Source organism: Rhodonellum sp. (genome assembly GCF_030656585.1).
In the GTDB taxonomy this organism is placed as follows: Bacteria; Bacteroidota; Bacteroidia; order Cytophagales; family Cyclobacteriaceae; genus Rhodonellum; species Rhodonellum psychrophilum.
This window is the reverse complement of the sequence record NZ_JAUSPP010000031.1, coordinates 453869-476665: the sequence shown is the minus strand read 5'-3', so window position 1 is coordinate 476665 and position 22797 is coordinate 453869. Positions and strand designations below refer to the sequence as shown.

The 22797-nt window shown below is 40.9% G+C and carries 18 protein-coding genes; 13 read left to right on the top strand and 5 right to left on the bottom strand.

The window, feature by feature from the left end; all coding sequences use genetic code 11:
* Positions 1–20: 20 nt before the first annotated feature.
* A complete protein-coding gene (locus Q7J63_RS08950) occupies positions 21–629 on the bottom strand; it encodes a cytochrome c oxidase subunit 3 (protein ID WP_019595955.1) in 609 nt (202 codons plus the stop codon).
* Between the two features lie 148 nt (positions 630–777).
* Between Q7J63_RS08950 and mfd the strand changes: the two genes are divergently transcribed.
* From mfd to Q7J63_RS08935, 3 genes are all read left to right on the top strand, one after another.
* Positions 778–4134: a transcription-repair coupling factor gene (gene mfd / locus Q7J63_RS08945; protein WP_019595956.1), complete on the top strand. Its 3357-nt coding sequence runs from the start codon at positions 778–780 to the stop codon at positions 4132–4134.
* Positions 4135–4310: 176 nt separating this feature from the next.
* Positions 4311–5534: a gliding motility lipoprotein GldJ gene (gldJ, locus tag Q7J63_RS08940; RefSeq protein WP_019595957.1), complete on the top strand. Its 1224-nt coding sequence runs from the start codon at positions 4311–4313 to the stop codon at positions 5532–5534.
* 157 nt (positions 5535–5691) lie between these two features.
* The gene (locus tag Q7J63_RS08935) at positions 5692–8124 is read left to right on the top strand and encodes a S9 family peptidase (protein WP_304885517.1); all 2433 of its coding nucleotides are present in this window, start codon (positions 5692–5694) and stop codon (positions 8122–8124) included.
* Positions 8125–8254: 130 nt separating this feature from the next.
* Here the strand turns inward: Q7J63_RS08935 and hflX are convergent, their stop codons facing one another.
* Positions 8255–9520, bottom strand: coding sequence for a GTPase HflX (hflX, locus tag Q7J63_RS08930; protein ID WP_019595960.1), 1266 nt, complete (start codon positions 9518–9520; stop codon positions 8255–8257).
* A gap of 239 nt (positions 9521–9759) precedes the next feature.
* Here hflX and rfbC point away from each other — a divergent pair, with 239 nt between their 5' ends.
* The 10 genes from rfbC (at position 9760) to Q7J63_RS08880 (ending at position 20007) form a co-directional block, all read left to right on the top strand.
* Complete coding sequence (gene rfbC / locus Q7J63_RS08925; RefSeq protein ID WP_304885514.1) at positions 9760–10311, top strand: dTDP-4-dehydrorhamnose 3,5-epimerase; 552 nt, start codon at positions 9760–9762, stop codon at positions 10309–10311.
* On the top strand, positions 10311–11060 hold the full coding sequence (locus tag Q7J63_RS08920) for a tyrosine-protein phosphatase (RefSeq protein WP_019595963.1): 750 nt from the start codon (positions 10311–10313) through the stop codon (positions 11058–11060). The genes rfbC and Q7J63_RS08920 overlap by 1 nt, the downstream gene beginning before the upstream one ends.
* Positions 11057–12025 (top strand): NAD-dependent epimerase/dehydratase family protein, encoded by a 969-nt coding sequence (locus Q7J63_RS08915; protein WP_304885512.1) that lies wholly within the window; start codon positions 11057–11059, stop codon positions 12023–12025. The genes Q7J63_RS08920 and Q7J63_RS08915 overlap by 4 nt, the downstream gene beginning before the upstream one ends.
* 153 nt (positions 12026–12178) lie before the next feature.
* Entirely contained in the window at positions 12179–13594 is a 1416-nt protein-coding gene (locus Q7J63_RS08910) for a tetratricopeptide repeat protein (RefSeq protein WP_019595965.1), read from the top strand.
* Between the two features lie 34 nt (positions 13595–13628).
* Complete coding sequence (locus Q7J63_RS08905) at positions 13629–14399, top strand: phosphosulfolactate synthase (RefSeq protein WP_019595966.1); 771 nt, start codon at positions 13629–13631, stop codon at positions 14397–14399.
* Positions 14400–14451: 52 nt separating this feature from the next.
* On the top strand, positions 14452–15387 hold the full coding sequence (locus Q7J63_RS08900) for a DUF368 domain-containing protein (protein ID WP_019595967.1): 936 nt from the start codon (positions 14452–14454) through the stop codon (positions 15385–15387).
* The gene (locus Q7J63_RS08895) at positions 15384–16124 is read left to right on the top strand and encodes a shikimate dehydrogenase (RefSeq protein ID WP_019595968.1); all 741 of its coding nucleotides are present in this window, start codon (positions 15384–15386) and stop codon (positions 16122–16124) included. The genes Q7J63_RS08900 and Q7J63_RS08895 overlap by 4 nt, the downstream gene beginning before the upstream one ends.
* Positions 16125–16146: 22 nt before the next feature.
* The gene (locus Q7J63_RS08890; RefSeq protein WP_304885508.1) at positions 16147–17403 is read left to right on the top strand and encodes a pyridoxal-dependent decarboxylase; all 1257 of its coding nucleotides are present in this window, start codon (positions 16147–16149) and stop codon (positions 17401–17403) included.
* A gap of 592 nt (positions 17404–17995) precedes the next feature.
* On the top strand, positions 17996–19342 hold the full coding sequence (locus Q7J63_RS08885) for a PhoH family protein (protein WP_304885507.1): 1347 nt from the start codon (positions 17996–17998) through the stop codon (positions 19340–19342).
* A gap of 305 nt (positions 19343–19647) precedes the next feature.
* Positions 19648–20007: a hypothetical protein gene (locus Q7J63_RS08880; RefSeq protein WP_304885505.1), complete on the top strand. Its 360-nt coding sequence runs from the start codon at positions 19648–19650 to the stop codon at positions 20005–20007.
* A 49-nt stretch (positions 20008–20056) separates the two neighbouring features.
* On the opposite strand, the gene Q7J63_RS08875 is transcribed toward Q7J63_RS08880, so the two are convergent.
* From Q7J63_RS08875 to Q7J63_RS08865, 3 genes are all read right to left on the bottom strand, one after another.
* A complete protein-coding gene (locus Q7J63_RS08875) occupies positions 20057–20812 on the bottom strand; it encodes a LytTR family DNA-binding domain-containing protein (protein ID WP_019595973.1) in 756 nt (251 codons plus the stop codon).
* 147 nt (positions 20813–20959) lie between these two features.
* A complete protein-coding gene (locus Q7J63_RS08870; RefSeq protein ID WP_019595974.1) occupies positions 20960–21697 on the bottom strand; it encodes a LytTR family DNA-binding domain-containing protein in 738 nt (245 codons plus the stop codon).
* A 13-nt stretch (positions 21698–21710) separates the two neighbouring features.
* Positions 21711–22763 (bottom strand): sensor histidine kinase, encoded by a 1053-nt coding sequence (locus tag Q7J63_RS08865; protein ID WP_304885501.1) that lies wholly within the window; start codon positions 22761–22763, stop codon positions 21711–21713.
* Positions 22764–22797: the final 34 nt, after the last annotated feature.

Sequence of the window (22797 nt, the reverse complement as noted above, 5' to 3'; positions counted from 1 at the left end):
CCAAGAACTAAAATTTTTGCCTAAAAGGCTAATACAAACGTGAAAAACAACACAATCCATATTAGGTCCATAAAATGCCAATAGGTGGTAAAAAGGTGTATTCTCATTTTCTCAAAAGGATTGGTCAATAGAATGAGATGTTGGATTTGGTCCTTTTCTTTTCTGGAATACTGGACCAACATGATCAAGGCAAAAACCATCGCCACGAGCAAGTGAAAGACATGAATGCCGCTGAGGACATATAAAAAGCTTCCCCTTGGAAGCCCTGTGAAATCTATCCCCATGGCGGTAAGTTCCTTCCACCCGATAAACTGAAGTACCGTAAAAAGAAGTCCGGATAAAAAAGTGGCCAATAGGCTGTTTTTCAATTTTGAAATTTCTTCCTCCCTGAAATGTAACATCATCTTGGAAACCGAATATCCACTGATCAGAAGGATGAATGTACTCCCGATAAAGGCTTTGGGCATCCTGAAACCGATTCCGTCCATATTACCGACTCCAGATAAAAGAAAGGCCAAGGTCATAAACGTGAAAATCAAACCGCTTCCGAACATCCCCAAATACATCAGGGTTTGATAAGGGTGCATGTTTTCTATTTTTTGGAACCATGTTCCGCTCGATTTTTGCATATCAGGACAATTCTTTATTTTCATAAACATTTAAATCATCCATAGGTTCAAGATATTCGATGACAATTTGATAATTGTCTTTTTAAGGCGGAAACAAATCATTTCTGTAACTTTGCACTTCTTACCGTCAAAACCCAGTTCAAAAATTTTGGATAAAAAAGCATTTCAATCCCTTTATCATCAGGATCCTTTTGTGCGTACCATGGCCCATGCACTCCAAACGGAGAAGGGAAAAAGTTTTCAAGTAAAAGGTCTTTCAGGAAGTCTTGACTTGGTTCTGTTTTCCAGCATCTTCAAAGAAATTGGTGGGTTTCATTTGATCATTGCCCATGACAAAGAAGAAGCGGCTTATCTCAACAGTGATCTTCAGGAGCTTTTGGACACAAAAGACCTTTTGCTTTTTCCCTCAAGCTACAAGAGGCCCTATCAATTTGATGAGGTAGAGAATGCCAATGTGCTGATGCGGGCGGAGATTCTCAACAAAATCCTTGTCAAAGGGAACAAAAATGAGATCATCGTCACGTATGCTGAGGCGCTGTATGAAAAGGTGATCAATAAAAAATCATTGAAGGACAATACTTTTACGGCCCGCGTGGGTGAAAAAGTCGATCTTGAATTTATTGCGGAATTATTGTCTACCTATGATTTTGAGAAATCTGACTTCGTTTACGAACCTGGTCAATTCTCCATAAGGGGAGGCATTCTTGATGTTTTTTCCTATGCAAATGAATATCCCTTCAGGCTTGAGCTTTTCGGAAGGGAATTGGAAAGCATCAGGACTTTTGATCCGGAAACGCAGCTTTCCTTAGGCCCCGTCGATAAAATCAGTATTATTCCCAATATCCAAACCAGATTGCTCCAAGAGGTTAGACAGTCATTCACTGATTTTTTGCCGGAAAAAGCGACCATTTGGTTCAAGGATTATCAATTCACCTTGGATGTATTGGATGAGTCCTATGATAAAGCCAGTCTACAATTTTCAAAAATTGTGCACGATGTCGAAAAAGACAGATTGTTGATCCAACCCAAGGACCTTTTTGACCGCTCTGAAACTTTTGTAGACAAGATCGGGAGGTTTACAAAAGTGGAATTTGGACATAAATTTTATTTTAAGGAGTGTCAGGTTTTTCACTTTGACTCCAAACCCCAACCCTCCTTCAACAAGGATTTTGACTTGCTGGTGGCGAATTTGGTGGAAAACGAGAAAAATGGGTTGCTCAACATCATCTGTTCTGAAAATGATAAACAGATCAATCGACTCGAAAATATTTTCCATGAATTGGATCCCACTTTAAAATTCCAATCCCTTATGATTGGCTTAAGGGAAGGATTTGTGGACCGTTCGCTCAAGATTGCTTGCTACACCGATCACCAGATATTTGAGCGTTTTCACCGGTACAAAACAAAAAACAAATCCACCAAATCAAAAGCGCTTACCCTCAATGAACTCAAAATGCTCCATCCAGGAGACTATGTGGTGCATGTAGAATATGGTGTGGGGAGGTTTGCAGGTTTGGAGAAAATCGAAGTCAACGGAAAATTACAAGAAGCAGTAAGGTTGATTTTCAGGGATGATGATCTTCTTTTTGTCAATATCCATTCTCTTCATAAGATATCGAAATATTCCGGTCAGGAAGGAACGGCACCTGCCATGTCCAAATTGGGCTCTCCAGATTGGGAAAACAAAAAGAAAAGGGTCAAAAGCAAGGTCAAGGACATTGCAAAGGAATTGATTGCCCTTTATTCCAAAAGAAGAACTGCACCAGGATTCAGTTTTGCCCAAGACTCTGTGTTGCAGATCGAATTGGAAAGCTCCTTTATTTACGAAGACACACCGGATCAGGCCTCCGCTACCGTGGATGTAAAAGCCGATATGGAAAAACCTTATCCGATGGACCGCTTGGTCTGCGGTGATGTGGGTTTTGGAAAAACAGAGGTCGCTATCCGAGCAGCTTTCAAGGCACTCAATGACCGAAAGCAAGTTGCTATCCTGGTTCCCACGACCATTTTGGCCATGCAGCATTACCATACTTTCAAAGATCGATTGGCAGCTTTTCCTGTAAGAGTAGATTACATAAACCGTTTCCGCACCGCAAAGGAGATCAAGGAAATCATCAAACAGGTGGCATCCGGAGAAATCGATATTCTGGTGGGGACGCACAGGATTGTCAACAAGGACATCAAATTCCGGGATTTGGGACTGCTCGTGATTGACGAGGAACAAAAATTCGGCGTCAAGGTAAAAGACCAACTCAAGGAATTGAAATTGAATGTAGATGTGCTGACACTTACAGCCACACCTATACCAAGGACCTTGCACTTCTCCTTGATGGGGGCCAGGGATCTTTCGGTGATTGCCACCCCACCGCCCAACCGCCAGCCCGTCACGACAGAGATTCATTCTTTCGAGGAGGAAATCATCAGAGATGCCATCGCCTTTGAGCTGAGAAGAGGCGGTCAGGTGTTTTTTGTCCACAATCGTGTAGGTGAAATTGACTCCATTGCCAACCTAATCATGCGATTGGTACCGGATGCAAGGGTAGCCGGAGCACATGGACAAATGGATGGCAAGAAGTTGGAGAAAATCATGGTCAGTTTTATTGAGGGAGAATACGATGTTTTGGTTTCCACCAATATCATTGAATCAGGTTTGGACATCCCCAATGCCAATACGATCATCATCAATAGGGCACACATGTTCGGCTTGAGTGACCTCCACCAAATGCGGGGACGTGTGGGAAGAAGTAACAAAAAGGCTTTTTGTTACTTACTCACCACACCTACTTCAGGACTTACCTCCGAGGCAAGGAAAAGACTTCAGACCCTGGAGGAGTTTTCGGACCTCGGTGATGGAATAAAAGTGGCGATGCGGGACCTGGATATTCGAGGAGCTGGGAATTTGCTGGGTGCGGAACAGAGTGGCTTTGTTACGGATCTGGGTTTTGAAATGTATCACAAAATCCTGGATGAGGCGGTTCAGGAATTGAAAGAAAATGAATTTGCTGCCCTTTTTGAAGATGATTTGAAGGAAAAAGTGGAGGTGTTGGTGCAGGATTGTGTCATCGAGACGGATATGGAGCTTCTCATACCGGAAAGTTATGTGAGCAATATTTCTGAGCGACTCAATCTGTATTCCAAATTGGACAATATTAAACAAGAGGAAGATCTAGCCGCCTACATTGTTTCTATTCTAGATCGTTTTGGTCCGATTCCAGAGGTTGTTCACGACCTCTTTGAAACGGTAAGGATAAGATGGATAGCTCAGGGCTTGGGTTTTGAAAAATTGGTTTTGAAAAATGAGGTGATGAAATGTTATTTTCTTCCAGCCCACAAGGAAAAGTATTATAAGTCAGAAATATTTGGAAGAATATTGGCTTTCATCCCCAAGCATCCAAAATTCTGTAAAATAAAGGAGCATAAAAATCGTTTGATTCTCACCATTACGGGTGTGAAAAGCATCAAAAAAGCCAAACAGTGGCTTTTGGAGATAAATAATCATAAATAAGAATAAAATTAAATGGCTCGAAAATTGCTTTTGGGTCAGCTATATTTGTATTCCTTCGCCGGAAATGGGTAAATCCATTCCAAGAAAGGAATTTTGAAGAAAAAATAATATTGTGATAAAATATTATTGATTCTATATTAGCGTTGTAATTTGTGCACAAAAAATACTTTTCTCAAATGGCTTTTGCAAAAAACAAACTAAGTATGATAGCCGTGTCGGCCCTGATCGTAATGGGTGGTATCCTATCTTCTTGTAACAAAACACCGGGATACGGCAGAAGAACTGCTGCAAAACCTGGAAAAGCAAGTGCATCTACAGGTGCGGAATTCAGCTTCGATCCCAATGACAGTTCTAAGTTTCAGGTAACCAAACTTGCGCAGCAGGTGGTGGGCCCAAGACTGAAATATATCCAAGGTGGGAGGACCGTAGTAGGTTCTCAAGAACAGGATGTAATGGCATTTAGGGATAACGTGGAAAGAACGGTAACCATCGCGTCTTTTTATATGGACGAGACGGAAGTCACCAACAATGATTACAAGGAATTTCTGTTCTACATCAAAAAAAGTGTGAGCGCTGATTCGGTCCTTAAGCTTGAGCCGAAGGACAAGGTCTGGGCGGGAGCGATGTCCTACAATGATTTGTATGACACCTATTATTTCAGATTCCCGGGATTCAATTTTTACCCGGTAGCTGGGGTATCGTGGAGTCAGGCAGTCGCCTACTCCAAATGGAGAACAGATATTGTTGGTAATATTCTTCGTGAAAAGGAAGGACTTGACAGTACCTTGTCAAAAAGACAATTAATTGAAAGAGGAGTTGCCCTTGCGGAATATAGACTTCCCAATGAAGCAGAATGGGAATATGCTGCAAAAGCCATGATCGGAACGCAGTACATGGATGAAAACCAGGAAAATGGAAGAATTTACCCTTGGGACGGAAGAGGAGTCAGAAATCCATATGACGTAAAAAGAAAAGGGAAACAGGGCGACTTCTTGGCCAACTTCAAGAGAGGGCGTGGGGATTATGCGGGTATCGCTGGTGGAGAATCCAATGATGGAGAAATTCTACCAACCAACGTATATGACATGCCTCCGAATGATTTTGGACTTTATCACATGGCTGGAAATATGAATGAGTGGGTACAAGATGTTTACAGACCACTCTCATTTCAGGATTTTGACGATTTGAATCCGTTAAGAAAAGATGGGATTTACGATGAACAAGAAAATTACACGACCATGTTGATCGATGATAATTTCAGGGTTTACAAAGGTGGATCTTGGAGAGATGTGGCCTACTGGCTTGCACCAGGAACTAGACGATTTATGCACCAGGATTCAGCAACAAACAGCATTGGCTTCCGTTGTGCCATGATTTCCATCGGGGCAAAAGGGAAATAACAAATAATAAAAAACATAAAAAAAGGAGCCATCAGGCTCCTTTTTTTGTTTAAAACCATCGACATCCAGCCGTTTATAACGGATGTCTACCATAGACCGAAATATCAAGATTATCCATTAAGAAATCTTTAAATTTAGGGACATCAAAATTTTGATTATGAAAAATACTTTAAGAAGGTTACCAAAGCTGTGGTGTTTCGTTATAGTTTTTTGGTTAGGGAATACCGGCTCAATACAAGCACAAAGTAATGGAAATTACAAAACACCTCCCAAGGCGATTGCAGATCTTGTAAATGCCCCTGTCACTCCCTCCGTTAGTTTTAGCCGAATGGGTGATTTTATGCTGATTCTCGAAAGATCAGGAAATCCATCCATTGAAGAGCTTTCCCAGCCAGAGTTAAGGATAGCGGGAGTAAGGATTAACCCAGCGACCAACAGTCCAAGCAGAGGCATTACCTATGAAAGCATTAAAATCAAGAAGCTAAAGGAAGCATCCGAAAAAGAAATATCCGGTTTACCCCAAAACCCGAAAATGAGTGGTTTTTCCCTTTCCAAAGATGAAAAACACATGGTATTCACCAATGCTTCCAATACAGGGATCAGCCTCTGGCTGGTGGATCTGACTACTTTTCAAGCGAAAAAACTCACGGATGAAATAGTCAATCTAGCCAATGGTGGCGCGGTAGTTTGGACTCCAGACAACCGCATTTTACTCAAAGCCATTCATCCCAAAAGGGGGCAAATGCCAAAAACACCTTTAGCGCCATCTGGACCCAATATGCAGGAGACTGCAGGAAATGCAGCTCCTTCCAGAACCTATCAAGATTTGTTGAGCAATCCACATGATGAGGCACTTTTTGAATACTTCATGAATTCGCAACTCATCTCGCTTGGGTTGGATGGTAGCCAAAATGCTGTCGGGCCCTCGGGAATGATCAAATCCATGGATCTTTCCCCTGACGGAAAGTACATCATGGTGGATGTGATCAAGAGACCTTTTTCATATCTCGTTCCTGCTTCCCGTTTCCCTTATGATGTTGAAATTTGGGATATGGAAGGAAATAAGATCAAGACGCTTGCTCAAATTCCTTTGGATGAAAACAGGCCATCAGGGTTTGATGCTACAGTTACCGGGCCAAGATCCATCAACTGGAGGGCAGACAAGCCAGCCATGCTGTATTGGGTAGAGGCGCAAGATGGAGGAGATCCAAAAGTTGCGATGGAGGAAAGAGAGATCGTTTTTACACTTGACGCCCCTTTTACAAACGAAAAAAGCAAGCTTGTCAGCACCGCATATCGTTTTTCTGGAATCAATTGGTCCGACGACAATTTTGCACTGTTGAACGAACGTTGGTTTTCGACTAGACAGGAAAAAATCTCTTTGATCAACCCTTCAAAACCTGGAGAAAATAAAAAAGAAATTTTCTCACGTTCCTCCGACGATATTTATAACGATCCAGGAAATCCTGTTTTCACACTAAATCAATATGGTAAAAACGTTCTTTTGAGAAATGGAGATGAGGTTTTTATGACGAGTGAAGGTGGGTCTTCTGAAGGAAGCATGCCATTCTTGTCTTCTTACAATGTTAAAACGAAAGCACAGAAAATCCTTTGGAGAAGTCAGGCTCCTTATTATGAAAGGGTCGTAAAAGTCCTCAATGAGAATGCGACTGAGTTCATTACTGTCAAGGAAAGTACAGATATTCAACCCAATTATTGGATTGTAAATACCCGGAAAAGAATTGCCCCAATGCAAATTACGGAATTTTCTCATCCTTATGCTTCCATAAAGGGAATCAGCAAGGAATTGGTGAGGTACAAAAGAAAGGATGGTTTGGATCTTTCTGCAGTTGTCTATACCCCGTCGGGTTATGATGCTGCCAAGGATGGTAGATTGCCAGTATTGATGTGGGCTTATCCAAGGGAATACAAATCAGCGGAAATCGCCTCCCAGGTAAGGGGGTCAAAGTATCAGTTCACGAGATTGAACTGGGGCTCCCCGATTTATTGGGTGACGCAAGGGTATGCCATCATGGATCAAACCGAAATGCCCATTGTGGGTGAAGGAGCAGACGAACCAAACGATACCTTTGTGGATCAGCTGGTCGGCAATGCAGAGGCCGCCATCGATTATATCGTCAATAGTGGTGTGGGAGACAGAGACAAAATTGCAGTTGGCGGGCATTCTTACGGGGCTTTTATGACTGCAAACCTACTTTCCCACAGCCAGCTTTTTGCAGCGGGAATAGCGAGGAGCGGTGCCTACAACAGGACGCTGACACCATTTGGTTTCCAGTATGAACAAAGAACCTATTGGGAGGCTCCGGATGTCTACAATACGATGTCTCCGTTCATGAATGCGCACAAGGTAAAAACCCCGATTCTATTGGTCCATGGAGAGGCTGACAATAATTCAGGGACTTTTCCAATCCAGAGCGAAAGGTATTACAATGCACTCAAAGGACATGGAGCAACCACCCGATTGGTTTTTCTTCCCCATGAAAGTCACGGCTATTCAGCCAAAGAATCCATACTTCATACACTTTATGAGCAGCATGAGTGGTTGGAAAAATGGGTTAAGAATAAATAAAAAATCACAAAAAATGAATAAAAAAAGCCTCCCTAAGGAGGCTTTTTTTATTCATTTCAGGTTCTTGTGAAAACCAAAGTGGATTGATCCTTGAAGTTCCCAAATTTCCCCAGGGAATCAATATTCTGCACTATTCCATATCCTTGAATTGTGACATGTCGATCACCTCATCCTCCAAATAATGCGGATACATTTTCATATGTTGTTTCTTGACTTCTTTGATGAGAACTTCCCTGAACAGCTCCACGTTGGTGCCGTCATGGGCGGCCATAAATACAGGTTCAATTCCTGTTTTTTTAGCATATGCTTCTGAGAGTTTTTCCAAATCAAGGAAATTTGCCTCCTCAAACTCAAAATCACTCATGTTTTGCCTTTCCACTTCGGTAGGCATTTTTTTGACCAAGTCTACTTTATTGAAAACCAAAATCATGGGCTTTTCCCCAGCGCCGATTTCATCGAGTGTTTGGTTGACCACCGTAATGTGATCCTCAAAATTTGGGTGCGAAATATCCACCACATGGACCAATAGCTCAGCTTCCCGAATCTCATCCAAGGTAGATTTAAACGATTCGATCAAGTGCGTAGGGAGTTTCCGAATAAATCCAACCGTATCGGACAATAGAAAAGGAATGTTGTTCAGCACAACTTTTCGGACAGTGGAATCCACTGTAGCAAACAATTTGTTTTCTGCTAAGATATTGGACTTTGTAATCAGGTTCATGAGCGTGCTTTTTCCTACGTTGGTATATCCCACCAAAGTCACCCTGACAACCCCTTTTCTGCCTTTTCTTTGTGTGGCACCCTGCTTTTCTATTTCTTCTAATTTTGCCTTTAAAAGGGTGATTTTACTTCGGATATCCCTTTTGTCTGTCTCAATTTCTTTTTCTCCGGCTCCACCCCTTGTGCCCGTGCCACCCCTTTGGCGTTCCAAGTGTGTCCACATATTGGTCAGTCTTGGAAGCAGATATTGGAACCTGGCAAGTTCAACCTGGGTTTTGGCTTGTGCAGATTGGGCCCTATTTAAAAAAATATCCAAGATCAGCAAGGAGCGGTCATAGACCTTTACTTTGAGTTCATTTTCAAGGTTACGCATTTGGGAAGGCGACAAATCGTCATCGAAGACCACCATGTTTACCTCAAAATGCGTCACATAATTTTTGATCTCTTCCAATTTACCCGAGCCTACAAAAGTTTTGACATCCGGCCTTTCCATCCTTTGGGTAAAGGTATAGACTGATTTTGCTCCCAGTGTCTCGGTTAAAAAAGCCAATTCTTCCAAGTATTCCTTGGCCTTTTGGTCGGATTGCCCTTGTCGAAGTAGCGCTACCAGTACCGCAGTCTCCGGTTGAGGCGCGGTATCATGTAATTTTTGTAATTTTTTTGAATATTTGGTCATGAATGGACTTGCTTTTTTTTAAAAGGCTATGGAATTGTAATAAGTTCCAAAAGGAATCTTCTACAAATTTACCAACCTGGGCCGAAATCATGCTATATTTGAGGTACTTATCCAAGGAATGATAAAAAATCTTTCCAAAAAGCATATTTCAAGTGAAATATGGTGGTAAATAGTATTTGGCTTTCCTGGGAAAAAAAACTTATTTATCATCTTCTATAACCCAAATTGAAAATAAATTCATGAAAATTGTAAATACACCCATAGAAGGTGTTGTTGAAATTTACCCAAGTGTATTTGAAGACAATAGAGGTTATTTTTTTGAGTCCTTTCGCAAGGACCAATTGGAGAAAAACGGAATACCGACAAATTGGGTCCAAGAAAATCAATCTTTTTCTAAGGCAGGTACGGTCCGAGGACTTCATTTTCAGCGGAAACCCTTTGCACAAGCCAAGTTGGTAAGGGTGATTCAGGGAAAGGTATTGGATATTGGCGTGGATTTGAGAAAGGACTCAAAAACATTCGGAAAAGTTTTTTCAAAGATATTGGATACAAAAGACCACAACATGTTGCTTTTACCCGAGGGCTTTGCGCATGGGTTTTCCGTTTTGGAAGACGCCGTCTTTTCCTACAAATGTTCTGAATATTACAACAAGGAATGCGAGGGGGGAATCCTATGGAATGATCCTGAATTGGAAATTGACTGGATGGTTTCTTCGCCGATTCTTTCCGAAAAAGACATGCAGTGGCCTACACTCGAAGCGTTCAGAAAGTTAAGTAAAGGAGGATTATAATGGCATTCTTTGACTTATTCAAAAAAAGCAAAAAAGAAAATCAGGAATCTCTGGATATGAGTTGGCTGGAAGTGGACATGCATTCCCATCTGATTCCCGGAATAGACGATGGATCCAAAACCTTGGAGGAATCCATTACCTTGATCAAAAGGTTGAAGGGGTACGGATATAGGAAGGTCATCACGACTCCCCATATCATGTCCGAGTTTTACAAAAACACTCCGGAAATCATCCAAATTGGTTTGTCAGAACTTAAACACACGCTATCTGAGGAGGGTGTGGACATAGAAATCCATGCCGCTGCAGAGTACTATATGGATGAGATTTTTCTTGAAAAGGTTCAGGGAGGGCAAAAACTGTTGACGATTTCCAACAATTATGTGTTGGTGGAAACTGGGTTTATCAGTAAACCCCAAATGTTGCTTGAAATTCTTTTTGAGATGGAAATGCAGGGCTATAAACCGGTTCTTGCACATCCAGAGCGCTATCAATATTTGGTACAGGACAAAAAACTGGTCAGTGATCTGATCGATAGGGATATTTATTTTCAGATGAACCTGCTTTCTTTGACAGGGTTTTATTCCAAACAGATCAAGACTTTTGCAGAACTGTTGATCGATGAAAAAAAGGTCAAATTACTTGGAACAGATTGTCACAACGAGCGTTATTTAGACATGCTCGAGACCTTGCCAAGAACCAAATATTTAGATAAGCTGAAGCAATTGGATTTGCTGAACCAGCAATTATGAAAATTCTGATCACAGGAATCACGGGTTTTTTGGGCGCGTACCTGGCCAAGAAGTTTTCAGCCATAGGTGAAATCCATGGATTGAAAAGACCGAACAGTGATCTTCGACTTTTGGGGGGGCTGGTTGACCGGATCCATTGGACAGAAGGGGATGTCACCGATGTTCTTTCTTTAGAGGAAGCCTTTGTAGGAATAGATCTGATTATCCACGCGGCTGGATTGGTCAGTTTCAATCCTTCCGATGATAAAAATTTGATGAAAGTCAATCTGGAAGGAACGACCAATGTGGTGAATGTCATGCTGGAAAAGGGAGTGAAAAAATTAATTCACATCAGTTCAGTTTCCGCTTTGGGAAAAACTCCCGATTTGGACATCTTGGACGAAGCACACAAATGGACGACTTCTCCCCTAAATACCTCCTATGCCATTTCCAAATATCTAGGGGAACTGGAGGTCTGGAGAGCTGCTCAAGAAGGGTTGGATGTTCTCGTGGTCTTGCCTTCTGTATTGCTCGGGAAGATTTCCGACAGAAGTAAAAGTAATGGTCTTTACGAACATGTATTGACGGGTGGCCATTATTATCCGGCAGGTTCCATCAATTTTTTGGATGTTAGGGATGCTGCCGAATTGATTTTTCAGCTTTATGAGAAAGCTGTTTGGGGCGAAAAGTTCATATTGAATCAGCAATCCCTATCCTACAAAAGTTTTTTTGATAAAATGGCAGGGGTATTTGGGAAAAATGCACCAGAAAAAAAAATCACTCCTTCGATGCTCAAAATCCTATTGGCAGGGATTTGGCTTGGTAAAAAGCTAGGATTTACCAAGAGCGAATTAAACACCAAAACTTTAAATCTTGCCCAAATCGGAGTTTTTATGGACAACCAGAAGGTCCAAAATCTGCTTCAGTTCCAATATACTCCGCTGGAAGAAACATTTGCTTGGGCGGTAGCGAACGAAAAAATCTAGGACTTCGTTTTGATGAAAGGGTTGTTTTCAAATCTTTAGAAAATTGCCACATCAAGTTAAAATGCGAATCACCTTTAAGAATAAATTAATCAATTTAAGATTTTGACCCACCATTATATTTGGTATCTTAATCGAGAATTAAAAAGAAAATCGATGACCGGAGATTTTGAAAACGAATGGGAAAACGATAAGGAATTAGTTGAGCGATTTGAAAACTCACTTAAGTCCAATTTGGATCTCTATTTTGAAGAAGAAGAACTAGAGGATATCATCCGTTTCTACTTTGACCAGCAAAAGTTCATGAAGGCACTCAAAGCCAGCAATCATGCACTGGAAAAATTCCCCTACAGTATTGAGATCAAGTTGATGAAAGGCCAATGCCTGATCTTCAATGATGAGCTGGATGAAGGTTTGGAAATTCTGGAAAACATCAACAACCTTTCCCCCAACAATGAGGAAATCATATTGGCGCTGACCAATGCCATGCTTTTGGCGGGCAACGTGAAGGAGGCCATATCCATCCTTGAGGATTTTCTCCCCTTGGCAGTGGATAAGGCTGAAATATTTTACTCGCTTGGCAATTTCTACAGGGCAGAAGACAACACCGAAAAAGCGCTGTATTATTACAAGGAATGTGTCAAAATGAAGATCAATCATGAAGACGCCTTGTTCCAGCTGGCCATGATTACGGAGGAAGAAGGCTCATTTGATGAAATCCTTCAGTTTTATCAAGAATTCATAGACCAAGATCCTTACAGTGCGGGTGCTTGGTATAATCTGGGTGTGGTATACAATCGATTGGGCCGATTTGAAGAAGCCATTAAAGCCTATGATTATGCACTGATCATCGATGATTCATTTTCTTCGGCATATTTCAATTTGGGCAATGCGTACATGAACACCCAAGAGTTTGAGTTGGCACTTGAAGCCTACCAAAACACGATCAATTGCGAGGGAATAAATTCCGAGAATTGTTGTTACATGGCAGCGGCATACGAAAAACTCGACCAGATTGATCAGGCTTTCAAATATTTTAAGAAATCCGCCAAACTGGATCCCGAATATGAGGATGCTTGGTTTGGATTGGGCATGTGCATGCTCAAAAGAGATAAGTTTTTTGAATCCATCCATTATTTCAAAAAGGCCATCAAACTTTCCAACGAAAATGCCAATTTTTGGGTAGGATTGGCAGATGCCGAATATAATCTTGGAAACCTTCAGGCCAGTGCGGAAGCCTACGAGGAAGCCATCAACCTGGAGCCGGGTATTTTGGAGACCTATGTAAATCTTTCTATTATTTATTTTGATCAAAATAGGTTTGAGGAGGCAATTGATGTCATCAATGAAGGGCTTGAAGAGTTACCAGAGGAGGCTGAATTCTATTATCGATTGGTGGTTTTCCATATCAAAATCGGTAAATACAAAGAAGCCTTTACAAATCTGGAAAATGCATTAACTTTGGACTTTGAAAAACACACCCTGCTGTATGAATTGATGCCAGAAATCAAACATCAAAAGGCCATTTTCAAAATCATTACTCAATTTAAGGATAGCTCTAAGAAAGCTTGATTTTAAACCTTATTTACCCGAAAATTTTAAAATAATGAATTACGTACTCAATAACATTCCTGTACGTACAGAGAAACCGCGTGCCTCTGGCCTAACGATGGTCATGGACAAGGGCCTCAGTATCCGAGAAGTTGAAGATTTTATAAGTGCCAATAGTGATTTTGTGGATATTGTTAAATTAGGGTGGGCGACATCTTATTTGACAAAAAATCTTGCTCAAAAAATCAATCTTTATCAAGATGCAGGGATTCCCGTGTATTTGGGTGGAACCTTGTTTGAAGCATTTGTCATCCGCGACCAATTTGACGATTACAGAAAGGTCGTTCAAGAATTTAACCTGAGTTTTGTGGAGGTTTCGGATGGATCCATCACGCTTTCGCACGAAAAAAAATGCGATTACATCAAATTGCTTTCTAAAGAGGTGACGGTTCTTTCCGAAGTTGGATCAAAGGATGCAGCAAAGATTATCCCTCCCTACAAATGGATCGAACAGATGCAAAAAGAACTCGATGCGGGTTCTTGGAAAGTCATCGGAGAAGCCCGAGAAGGTGGAAATGTCGGTTTATTTAGGGATTCAGGAGAGGTCAGACAAGGTCTTGTTGAGGAAATCCTGACCAAAATCCCAGAAGAAAAAATCATTTGGGAGGCTCCCCAAAAAGAACAGCAAGTTTGGTTTGTCAAACTTTTGGGAGCAAATGTCAATCTTGGAAACATTGCCCCAAATGAACTGATCCCACTTGAAACAATCCGACTGGGATTAAGAGGGGATACTTTCGACCACTTTTTGGGAGATCTAAAACTCTAAACGTTAAGGGACTGCCTCATTTAAAAAGGCAGTCCCTTTTGTGTTAAAATCGATGAAAAATCTTAAAGATTACATCCTGACTTACCTTAAAGGGATGTCTATGGGAGCAGCAGATATTGTGCCTGGGGTTTCCGGGGGCTCTATTGCTTTGATTACCGGTATTTATGAAGATTTGCTAGAGAGCATCAATTCCATAAACAAAGAAGCCCTGAAACTTCTTTTCAAATTCCAATGGAAGTCTCTATGGGAACATATCAATGGAAGTTTCCTCTTTACGCTGTTGTTTGGGATTTTGACCAGCATCTTTACGCTTTCAAAATTGATTTCATATTTGTTGGAATACCATCCCATTCCCGTGTGGTCATTTTTCTGCGGGTTGATTCTCGTCTCTGCGGTGGTAATTTTGAGGGATATCAAACGCTGGACGATTGGAGTAGTTTTAGCCATTCTGATCGGTGCCGGGTTGGCATTCTGGATTACGGGTCTTCCGCCGATGAGTTCTCCTGATACGCTATGGTTTACTTTCGTTGCTGGTGCGATCGCAATTTGTGCCATGATATTGCCCGGGATTTCTGGTAGCTTTCTGCTCTTGATCATGGGGCAGTATGAGCGGATCCTTGCTGCGGTGGCCGAAAAAGACATTCTTGTATTGGGTCTTTTTGCAGCGGGATGTATTGTGGGAATCCTGTCCTTCAGTAGGTTGATCACTTGGTTGTTGAAAAACCACCACGCCATCACCATCGGTTTATTGTCAGGATTTATGCTGGGGTCGATCAATAAAATATGGCCGTGGAAAAAAGTGCTGTCTTATACGGTTTCCTCCAAAGGGATTCAAAAACCCTTTATGACGGAAAATATTCTTCCGCACCATTACTTATCTGTAACGGGTCAGGAATCTTTATTTTTAATTGCCATCTTGTCCTTTTTATTTGGAATCCTTTTGGTCATCGGAATTGAAAAGGGAGCAAATTATATGAAAATAAGATGAGGAAATTTGGACTTATTGGTTTTCCACTCACCCATTCTTTTTCCAAGAAGTATTTTACTTCCAAATTCGAGAAAGAGGGCCTTACAGATTGCCAATACGATTTGTTTGAAATTGAACACGAATCCCTTTTCCCAAGTATAATCGGGCAAAATCCGGAATTAGAGGGAATAAATGTGACCATTCCCTATAAAGAGAAAATAATCCCTTTCCTCGATGCCTTGGACCCGGCTTGTGCAGAAATTGGTGCGGTCAATTGTATTCGGATCAAAGAAGGAAAGCTTACGGGATTCAACACGGATTATATTGGGTTCAAACAATCCTTAGAACAATGGTTGGGCAATGAGAAGCCAAAAGCCCTCGTATTGGGCACTGGCGGTGCTTCTAAGGCTGTGGTGCAAGCCTTAAACGACTTGGGTATGGAATTCTTGATGGTTTCCAGAAATGACACCAAAAACCCCAACCTGATCAGTTACGAGGTTTTGGCTCAAGAAGAAGATATTTTGAAAAACCATCACTTGATCATCAATACGACTCCAGTGGGAACCTATCCCAACACGGAGGAAATGCCCAAAATCAATGTGGATTGGATAACGAGTCAACACAAAGTCTACGACTTGGTTTATAATCCCGAAAAAACCTTTTTGATGCGGTCCTTGGAGGCCCGTGGTGCAGTTGTGAAAAATGGATTGGAAATGCTTCATCTTCAAGCCGAAGCGGCTTGGAAAATTTGGAACTGATTTCACCATTTATTCAACTATCATGTATTGGAAAAAATTATCACACGAGCAGATCAAAGAAACCGTATTCAAATCCATTGAGGAAAATCTTGATTATCGAGGAGAGCATCCCATATTGGGTATTCCCGGCACCTATCTCGACACGACAGAATTCTATCCTGATGCACCGTTCCTAAAGGATGCGCCTTATATGTCGGCCATGGTCAGCAATCCCAACCATATTGGGGTCCATACCCTAAGCGAAGAATCCGTTTTAGAGGTTTTTCAGGGGACACAGAAAATCGAACGAGCGCTGATCAAATTGGTCGCTGAAGAGATTTTCAATGGAAACCCTGGAGAACAAGATGGATATGTGGCGACAGGAGGAACTGAGGCCAACATTGAGGCAATGTGGATCTACCGAAACTTCTTCATCAAGGAATATGAGGCAAGAATTGGTGAAATAGCAGTGGTCTATTCTGAGGATTCACACTACTCCATGCCCAAGGGTGCAAATATCCTGAACCTTTCAAGTATAATTCTGAAAGTTGATCCAGAGTCTAGGGAGATTTTATGGGCAGCATTGGGGGAGCAAATCACAAAAGCCCGAAATGAAGGCGTCAAGTTTTTCATCGTCATCGCCAATCTTTCTACCACAATGTTTGGGTCTGTAGATGATATCGATATGTTGGGAGATTATTTTTCCAACCAGAATGTGCCGTTTAAGATTCACGTAGACGCAGCATACGGCGGATTTATCTACCCATTTACCAACCCCACGAGTAGATTTACTTTCCAGAATCCTTACCTGAGCTCCATTACAGCTGACGGTCACAAAATGCTTCAGACCCCTTACGGAACCGGACTTTTTTTGGTAAGGAAAGGATTGATTGAATACGTGAAGACCGAAGAGGCTCAATATATCCCTGGAAAGGATTACACCATAAGCGGCAGTCGATCCGGTGCCAACGCGATTTCAATGTGGATGATATTGCAAATCCACGGCTCAGAAGGCTGGAAGTATAAAATGGAAAGTCTTTGTGACAAGACTGAAAGAATTTGCAAAAAACTAGAGGGAATGGGTGTGGTTTATTTCAGGAACCCACACCTCAACATCATTGCGATAGAGGCCCAATATATTTCCAAAAAACTGGCCCATAAGTATCAATTGGTTGCAGATTCGTATGAATTTGATCCAAAATGGTTCAAAATCGTGGTGATGCCACATGTAAAGCAAGGGACAGTTGATACCTTCTTGATGGAAGTCGAGGCGGAATTGAAAGGGTCCAAAGTAGGATAAACAAGCTTTCATAAAACCATAAGATTATAAAAAAACCACCTTATGCCCCACAAATCGGGCTTAAAGGTGGCTTTTTTATTCTGGGAAAGTGAAAATCGAGAAGGAGAAAAGACCCATGGTTTCATTTGGTAGATCATTATTAGAATTTTTTTGGGGTTGCGCTCTGAATCTCCGTATTGTATTGGGGAAGTGTTTTGATGATGCAACCCGTGTTACGCATTGCCAATCCCATTCCAGTCTGAAATTGCTAAATTATGAATTAGTCAGTTGTTTACTGTTCTAGTCTTCCTCATATCGTTATTACTCTTTATTCTCCCAATAGGCGGACTTTTATGCAATTTCAAGTCCGATTAAGAATCCTAATGCATACTATATAGGCATGAATTGTAAGCCATGCGTCCAATTCATGCCTATATGTTTAATTCCGAATGTGAATTTGTGAACTTCACACCCACCCAAAATTTTTCTCGCTGAAAATCAAATTTTTAAGCTTGTGTTTTTGATATTGAATTTTTATTTCTTTTCATAAAATGGAAATCCAAATTATAATTTTCTAACTTATTCCTACCTAACTATTTTATCAGCTCTTCCCATGGCAAAATCAAAATCCGACAAAGACCGAAAAATATTTGTGTTGGATACCTCCGTGATCCTGTACGCTCATAACTCCATAATGACTTTTGCAGAACACGATGTGGTCATTCCGATTACGGTACTGGAAGAGCTCGATCACTTCAAAAAAGGGAATGATTCCAAAAATTTTGAGGCAAGGGAATTTATTCGCCTGTTGGATAAATTGTCCATGGACAATATGATTCACAATTGGACCCCCCTGAATGGGAAATCAAAGGGCTTTTTCAAGGTGTTGATGAATCCGGAAAACGCCATGAATGCCAATGAAATCTTTGGGGAAGAAAAGAATGACCATAAAATTCTGAATGCAGCCTTACACCTGAAGCAAGTAGAGCAGGGAAGAAAGGTCATCCTTGTCAGCAAGGATATCAATCTAAGACTTAAGGCCAAATCACTGGATCTTTTTGCTGAGGATTATGAAACAGGGAAAGTGAAGAATATAGACGAATTGGAAAATACCGGTATGTTCCACATGGATGGAATTGAGGGAGATCTAATCGACAAGCTTTACGAATCCCATTCGGTGGAATCAAAATTGATTCTTGGCACCAAAAAAAGGAAAGCGAATGCTTTTTATATTTTAAGGAGTGAAAAGAATTCGGTCTTGGCCTTTTACAATTCTGAAGACAATTCCATGGAGCGGGTGGATAAAAAGCTGGCTTATAATATCAAACCCAAAAATGCGGAACAGACATTTGCGCTGCACGCCTTGCTCAATCCCAAGATAAAATTGGTTTCTATCCAGGGTGTTGCCGGAACCGGAAAAACGCTTCTTGCATTGGCGGCAGCACTTGAACAAAGACGGGAGTATAAGCAGATATTCTTGGCAAGGCCCATCGTCCCTTTGAGCAATAAAGATATTGGATATTTGCCAGGGGATATTAAATCGAAGTTGAACCCCTATATGGAACCCCTTTGGGACAATCTGAAATTCATCCAAAATCAGTTCCATGAAACCGACAAAGAGTTCCAGAAAATCTCAGAACTGGTCAATCAGGAGAAATTGGTTATCCAACCGCTGGCCTATATCCGGGGAAGGTCATTGTCCAATATATTTTTCATTGTGGACGAAGCCCAGAACCTAACCCCACACGAAATCAAGACCATCATCAGTAGGGCAGGGGAAAACACAAAAATTGTCTTCACGGGTGACGTTTTCCAGATTGATACGCCCTATTTGGACAGCCAAAGTAATGGACTATCCTATCTCATCGACAGGGCAAAAGACCATCCCCTATATGCCCATATAAAACTGGAAAAGGGGGAAAGATCGGAATTGGCCAATTTGGCAAATGATCTTCTATAAAAATTCATTATGATCAACCGGTAGTGCAGCCCTATCTGCATTACCGGGTTGTTGATTTTTCACCTCTATTGTCTTTCCGTTAATCAATTGTTTAGCCGGTTTTTATGTTGTATCAAACTGGATGCTTTTGTGTCCAAAATCGAACATCTTTTTTAATATGAAATCATTAATACTCTGTAAATCAGCTCTTTAAAAATATGGATTGACGTTTGATTTATTGCTTATACAGCCTGATTGCTGAAATCCAAATTGGAGGTTTCACCTCGGGTCAACAAGCGATAAATAAACAACTAAATACCACAAAAATGAAAGCATCAATTTTAACCCAGAAAAATGTATGTGCCTTATTAGGTTTAATCATGGCATTTACGATCGTTTTCAAGGCAAATGCAACCGATGGAAGACCGCAGCAGCAGGTCATAAGTGATTTGATGCACCAGAAAGAAAATCTTGATTCGATCCAAGAAGTATCCCTTGCCCCAATTGAAGTGGATTTTTCAGAAATGGCTAAAATGCCAACCATAACGGTTATCAATAAATATGGTGAGGTAATCGCCGCGTTTTATGGAGAAAAATCCGAAATACAGGAAAAATTTATGGACGCGTTTAAAAAATGCCACCTTATCACAGCCTATGGCAAACAAGAGTTTTATCTCATAGGATAATTGGCCAACCTTGGGGAGTTGAGGAAAGTTGAGTGGTTCTCAACCTTCCTTAACTTTCTGTAATTGTATTCAATTTTGCTAAGAAGCTGTTGTAATATTGTCTTCCTACTTGTAAAACAGCACCCATTTGTAAATTGATTTCTTTGGTATTGAAATTTTCAATCTGGGCGAGTTGGACTATAAATGATTTTTGAACCCTAAGAAACAGGTTTGACGGGAGTTTTTCCTCCATGTCCTTCATTGATTTCCGAATGGTATAGTTTCGGTTTTTTGTAAAAATGGTTACCATGTTTCCGTTTGCTTCCACATAGTAGATTTCTGGGTACGGAACCCTTTCAAAAGCATTATCGGCTTTTATGAAAACAGCATCTGAAACCAAATAAGGACTTTCGTCCTTTGTTTTGGACATAGCGGATTCTGATGCAGGTTTTGATCGTCTGTTGTAGAGAACAATCTCCACGATAGCGTGAATGTCATTGGTATTAAAAGGCTTCACGATAAACCCGGCTGGATTTACTCTTTTTGCCCTTTCGATGATTGTGGGATCACTGTAGGAAGTTACATAAACCAAGGGTGCATCCACCATTTGCTTCAGAATTTCCCCCAATTCTATACCATCCTTATCGCCCTTAAGTTTGATATCCATAAAGATCATATCGGGCCGATATTTCTTTACTATTTTGATGGCTTGGTTTGCGGAATTGGCAATGTCGATATTCACATATCCTAAAAGTTGCAATATTTCTTCAATATTTTCTGCAATATTGACATCATCTTCAACGATAAGAATTCTTTCCTCTTTCATAAATGCTTTTGCTGGAAATAATGCGTTAATAAGTGAAACAAATAGGTTTTCTTGTATTCAAAATAAGTATTAGTTACTATTTACGCAAAAATATTATTAGAATCAATTATTCCGTTAAATTATCTTAATTGGCGATTTAATTATTTATTAAAGGCTCATCATGTCTTTGAACCGGGCGGCCTGCCTTCTGCTTACTTCTATCCTATCCCCACCTTTTAGCGTCACGACCAGTCCTCCGTTGAACCAAGGCTCTATTCCCTCTACCCAGCTTAGGTTAATGATGTGTTTTCTACTCGCCCTGAAGAATGATTTCTCATCCAGTCGCTCATCCAATGCATTTAAGGATTTGTGAATCATGGGTTTGAAATTTTCAAAGTACACCTTGATGTAATTCCCATCTGATTCAAAAAGTCGAATATTGACAAGTTTCACAAACCAACATCTGTCTCCGTCTTTGACAAAGACTTGGTCTTCTAAAGTAAGCTTTTTTGAATTTGAGGGAAATTCAGCTCCTTCGGTTTTGGCAGTAGACTCGGTTAATTTTTTTTGTAAGCGCTCAATGGCCTCGCCCAATCTTTTTGGTTCGATGGGTTTCAACAAATAATCAAGCGCATTGACTTGGAATGCCTTCAAGGCATATTCATCGTAGGCGGTCGTGAAGATGACATGAGGAACGTTATCAAGCTCCTCAAGAAGGTCAAAACCTGTTTTTTCTGGCATTTGAATATCCAAGAACACCACATCGGGTAGAAGTGAATCGATCTTTTCCTTGGCATCATCTACATTGTTGGCTTCACCGATCACCTCAACCTGATCAAATTGTGATAACAAAGTGATGAGTTCTTTTCTTGCCAATCTTTCATCGTCAATTACAAGTGCACGCATTATTTTTTTAATTTTAACCCAATGTAAGGGTTTGTTTTGGAATTTTTATTTCTGTTATGACAAAATCGCTGCCGGAATTGAATATTTTAAAGGAAGCGCGATTTCCATAAATCAATTTTAGTCTTTGTATCGTGTTGTCGATCCCGTGCCCCTCCCTTTCTTTCTTTTTGGTTTGGGAAGGGAATTGGAGCTGTCCACTGTTTTTTACCTGTATGTATAAATCATCCGTGAGACCCTCATAGCATTTAATCTCTATGGTACCGCCTTTGACCCTATTGGATATTCCATGTTTGATGGCATTTTCCACAATTGTTTGGAGCATCATCGGTGGGATTTTATATTCATAAGCTACCGGATCGATGTCATAAAACACCCGGATGCGCTCTTCAAACCGAATCGTTTCAAGATTCAGATAATCCTTGACGGTGTTGATTTCATTTTCAAATTCTATGGTTCTCTTTTTGTCCATCATCAATGAAAATCTCAGGATATTGGACAATTGGGTGATGGCCAATTTGGCTTTTTTGGGGTCTTCGTCCACCAATGCACGGACACTGTTCAGTGCATTAAAAATGAAATGTGGATTGAGTTGGCTTTTGAGATGGTTGAGCTGGATTTCATTGATTTTGGCCTGATATTTTAGGGATTGGTTATAATTGTCCAGAAAGTGAATCAAAAAATAAAGCATTGCCCAGAGCGAATAGAACAGGAAACTGACAAAGATATTGACTGAAATCACCACAAGCCTGAAATCTTGGTCAGGATTGAGTGTGTCAAAAACCAGGTTGATCAGAATTTGTGCGGAGGTATTTAATACACTCAATATTGCCAAGGCAAAAAGGGTATTGGTGATGAGCTGCGTAAAATTACGATTCAGCCAACCGTACTTTTTTATGACATACCGCAGGGAGTGGGTAGAGACCAGGTAAAAACCCGCTAAGGATAAAAAAGCACCGATCTGAACAGCAGAAAGACCTCTTTCTAGAGATACAAAAAACAGGTTGATCAAGCCAAAGCTCAACCAACCCAAGATCTGCAATATCCAATATAGTTTGTTTCTGTTCATTCCCTTACTTCAAAGGTAAGAAGTAAAGTCAAGC

What these genes read in the sequence shown, in the direction of transcription:
- Q7J63_RS08905 (WP_019595966.1), top strand. Translation starts at nt 13,629, where the DNA reads ATGAATTACGTACTCAATAACATTCCTGTACGTACAGAGAAACCGCGT.
- rfbC (WP_304885514.1), top strand. Translation starts at nt 9,760, where the DNA reads ATGAAAATTGTAAATACACCCATAGAAGGTGTTGTTGAAATTTACCCA.
- Q7J63_RS08935 (WP_304885517.1), top strand. Translation starts at nt 5,692, where the DNA reads ATGAAAAATACTTTAAGAAGGTTACCAAAGCTGTGGTGTTTCGTTATA.
- Q7J63_RS08875 (WP_019595973.1), bottom strand. Translation starts at nt 20,812, where the DNA reads ATGAAAGAGGAAAGAATTCTTATCGTTGAAGATGATGTCAATATTGCA.
- Q7J63_RS08915 (WP_304885512.1), top strand. Translation starts at nt 11,057, where the DNA reads ATGAAAATTCTGATCACAGGAATCACGGGTTTTTTGGGCGCGTACCTG.
- gldJ (WP_019595957.1), top strand. Translation starts at nt 4,311, where the DNA reads ATGGCTTTTGCAAAAAACAAACTAAGTATGATAGCCGTGTCGGCCCTG.
- Q7J63_RS08865 (WP_304885501.1), bottom strand. Translation starts at nt 22,763, where the DNA reads ATGAACAGAAACAAACTATATTGGATATTGCAGATCTTGGGTTGGTTG.
- Q7J63_RS08880 (WP_304885505.1), top strand. Translation starts at nt 19,648, where the DNA reads ATGAAAGCATCAATTTTAACCCAGAAAAATGTATGTGCCTTATTAGGT.
- Q7J63_RS08910 (WP_019595965.1), top strand. Translation starts at nt 12,179, where the DNA reads ATGACCGGAGATTTTGAAAACGAATGGGAAAACGATAAGGAATTAGTT.
- Q7J63_RS08950 (WP_019595955.1), bottom strand. Translation starts at nt 629, where the DNA reads ATGCAAAAATCGAGCGGAACATGGTTCCAAAAAATAGAAAACATGCAC.
- hflX (WP_019595960.1), bottom strand. Translation starts at nt 9,520, where the DNA reads ATGACCAAATATTCAAAAAAATTACAAAAATTACATGATACCGCGCCT.
- Q7J63_RS08885 (WP_304885507.1), top strand. Translation starts at nt 17,996, where the DNA reads ATGGCAAAATCAAAATCCGACAAAGACCGAAAAATATTTGTGTTGGAT.
- Q7J63_RS08870 (WP_019595974.1), bottom strand. Translation starts at nt 21,697, where the DNA reads ATGCGTGCACTTGTAATTGACGATGAAAGATTGGCAAGAAAAGAACTC.
- Q7J63_RS08920 (WP_019595963.1), top strand. Translation starts at nt 10,311, where the DNA reads ATGGCATTCTTTGACTTATTCAAAAAAAGCAAAAAAGAAAATCAGGAA.
- Q7J63_RS08895 (WP_019595968.1), top strand. Translation starts at nt 15,384, where the DNA reads ATGAGGAAATTTGGACTTATTGGTTTTCCACTCACCCATTCTTTTTCC.
- Q7J63_RS08900 (WP_019595967.1), top strand. Translation starts at nt 14,452, where the DNA reads ATGAAAAATCTTAAAGATTACATCCTGACTTACCTTAAAGGGATGTCT.
- Q7J63_RS08890 (WP_304885508.1), top strand. Translation starts at nt 16,147, where the DNA reads ATGTATTGGAAAAAATTATCACACGAGCAGATCAAAGAAACCGTATTC.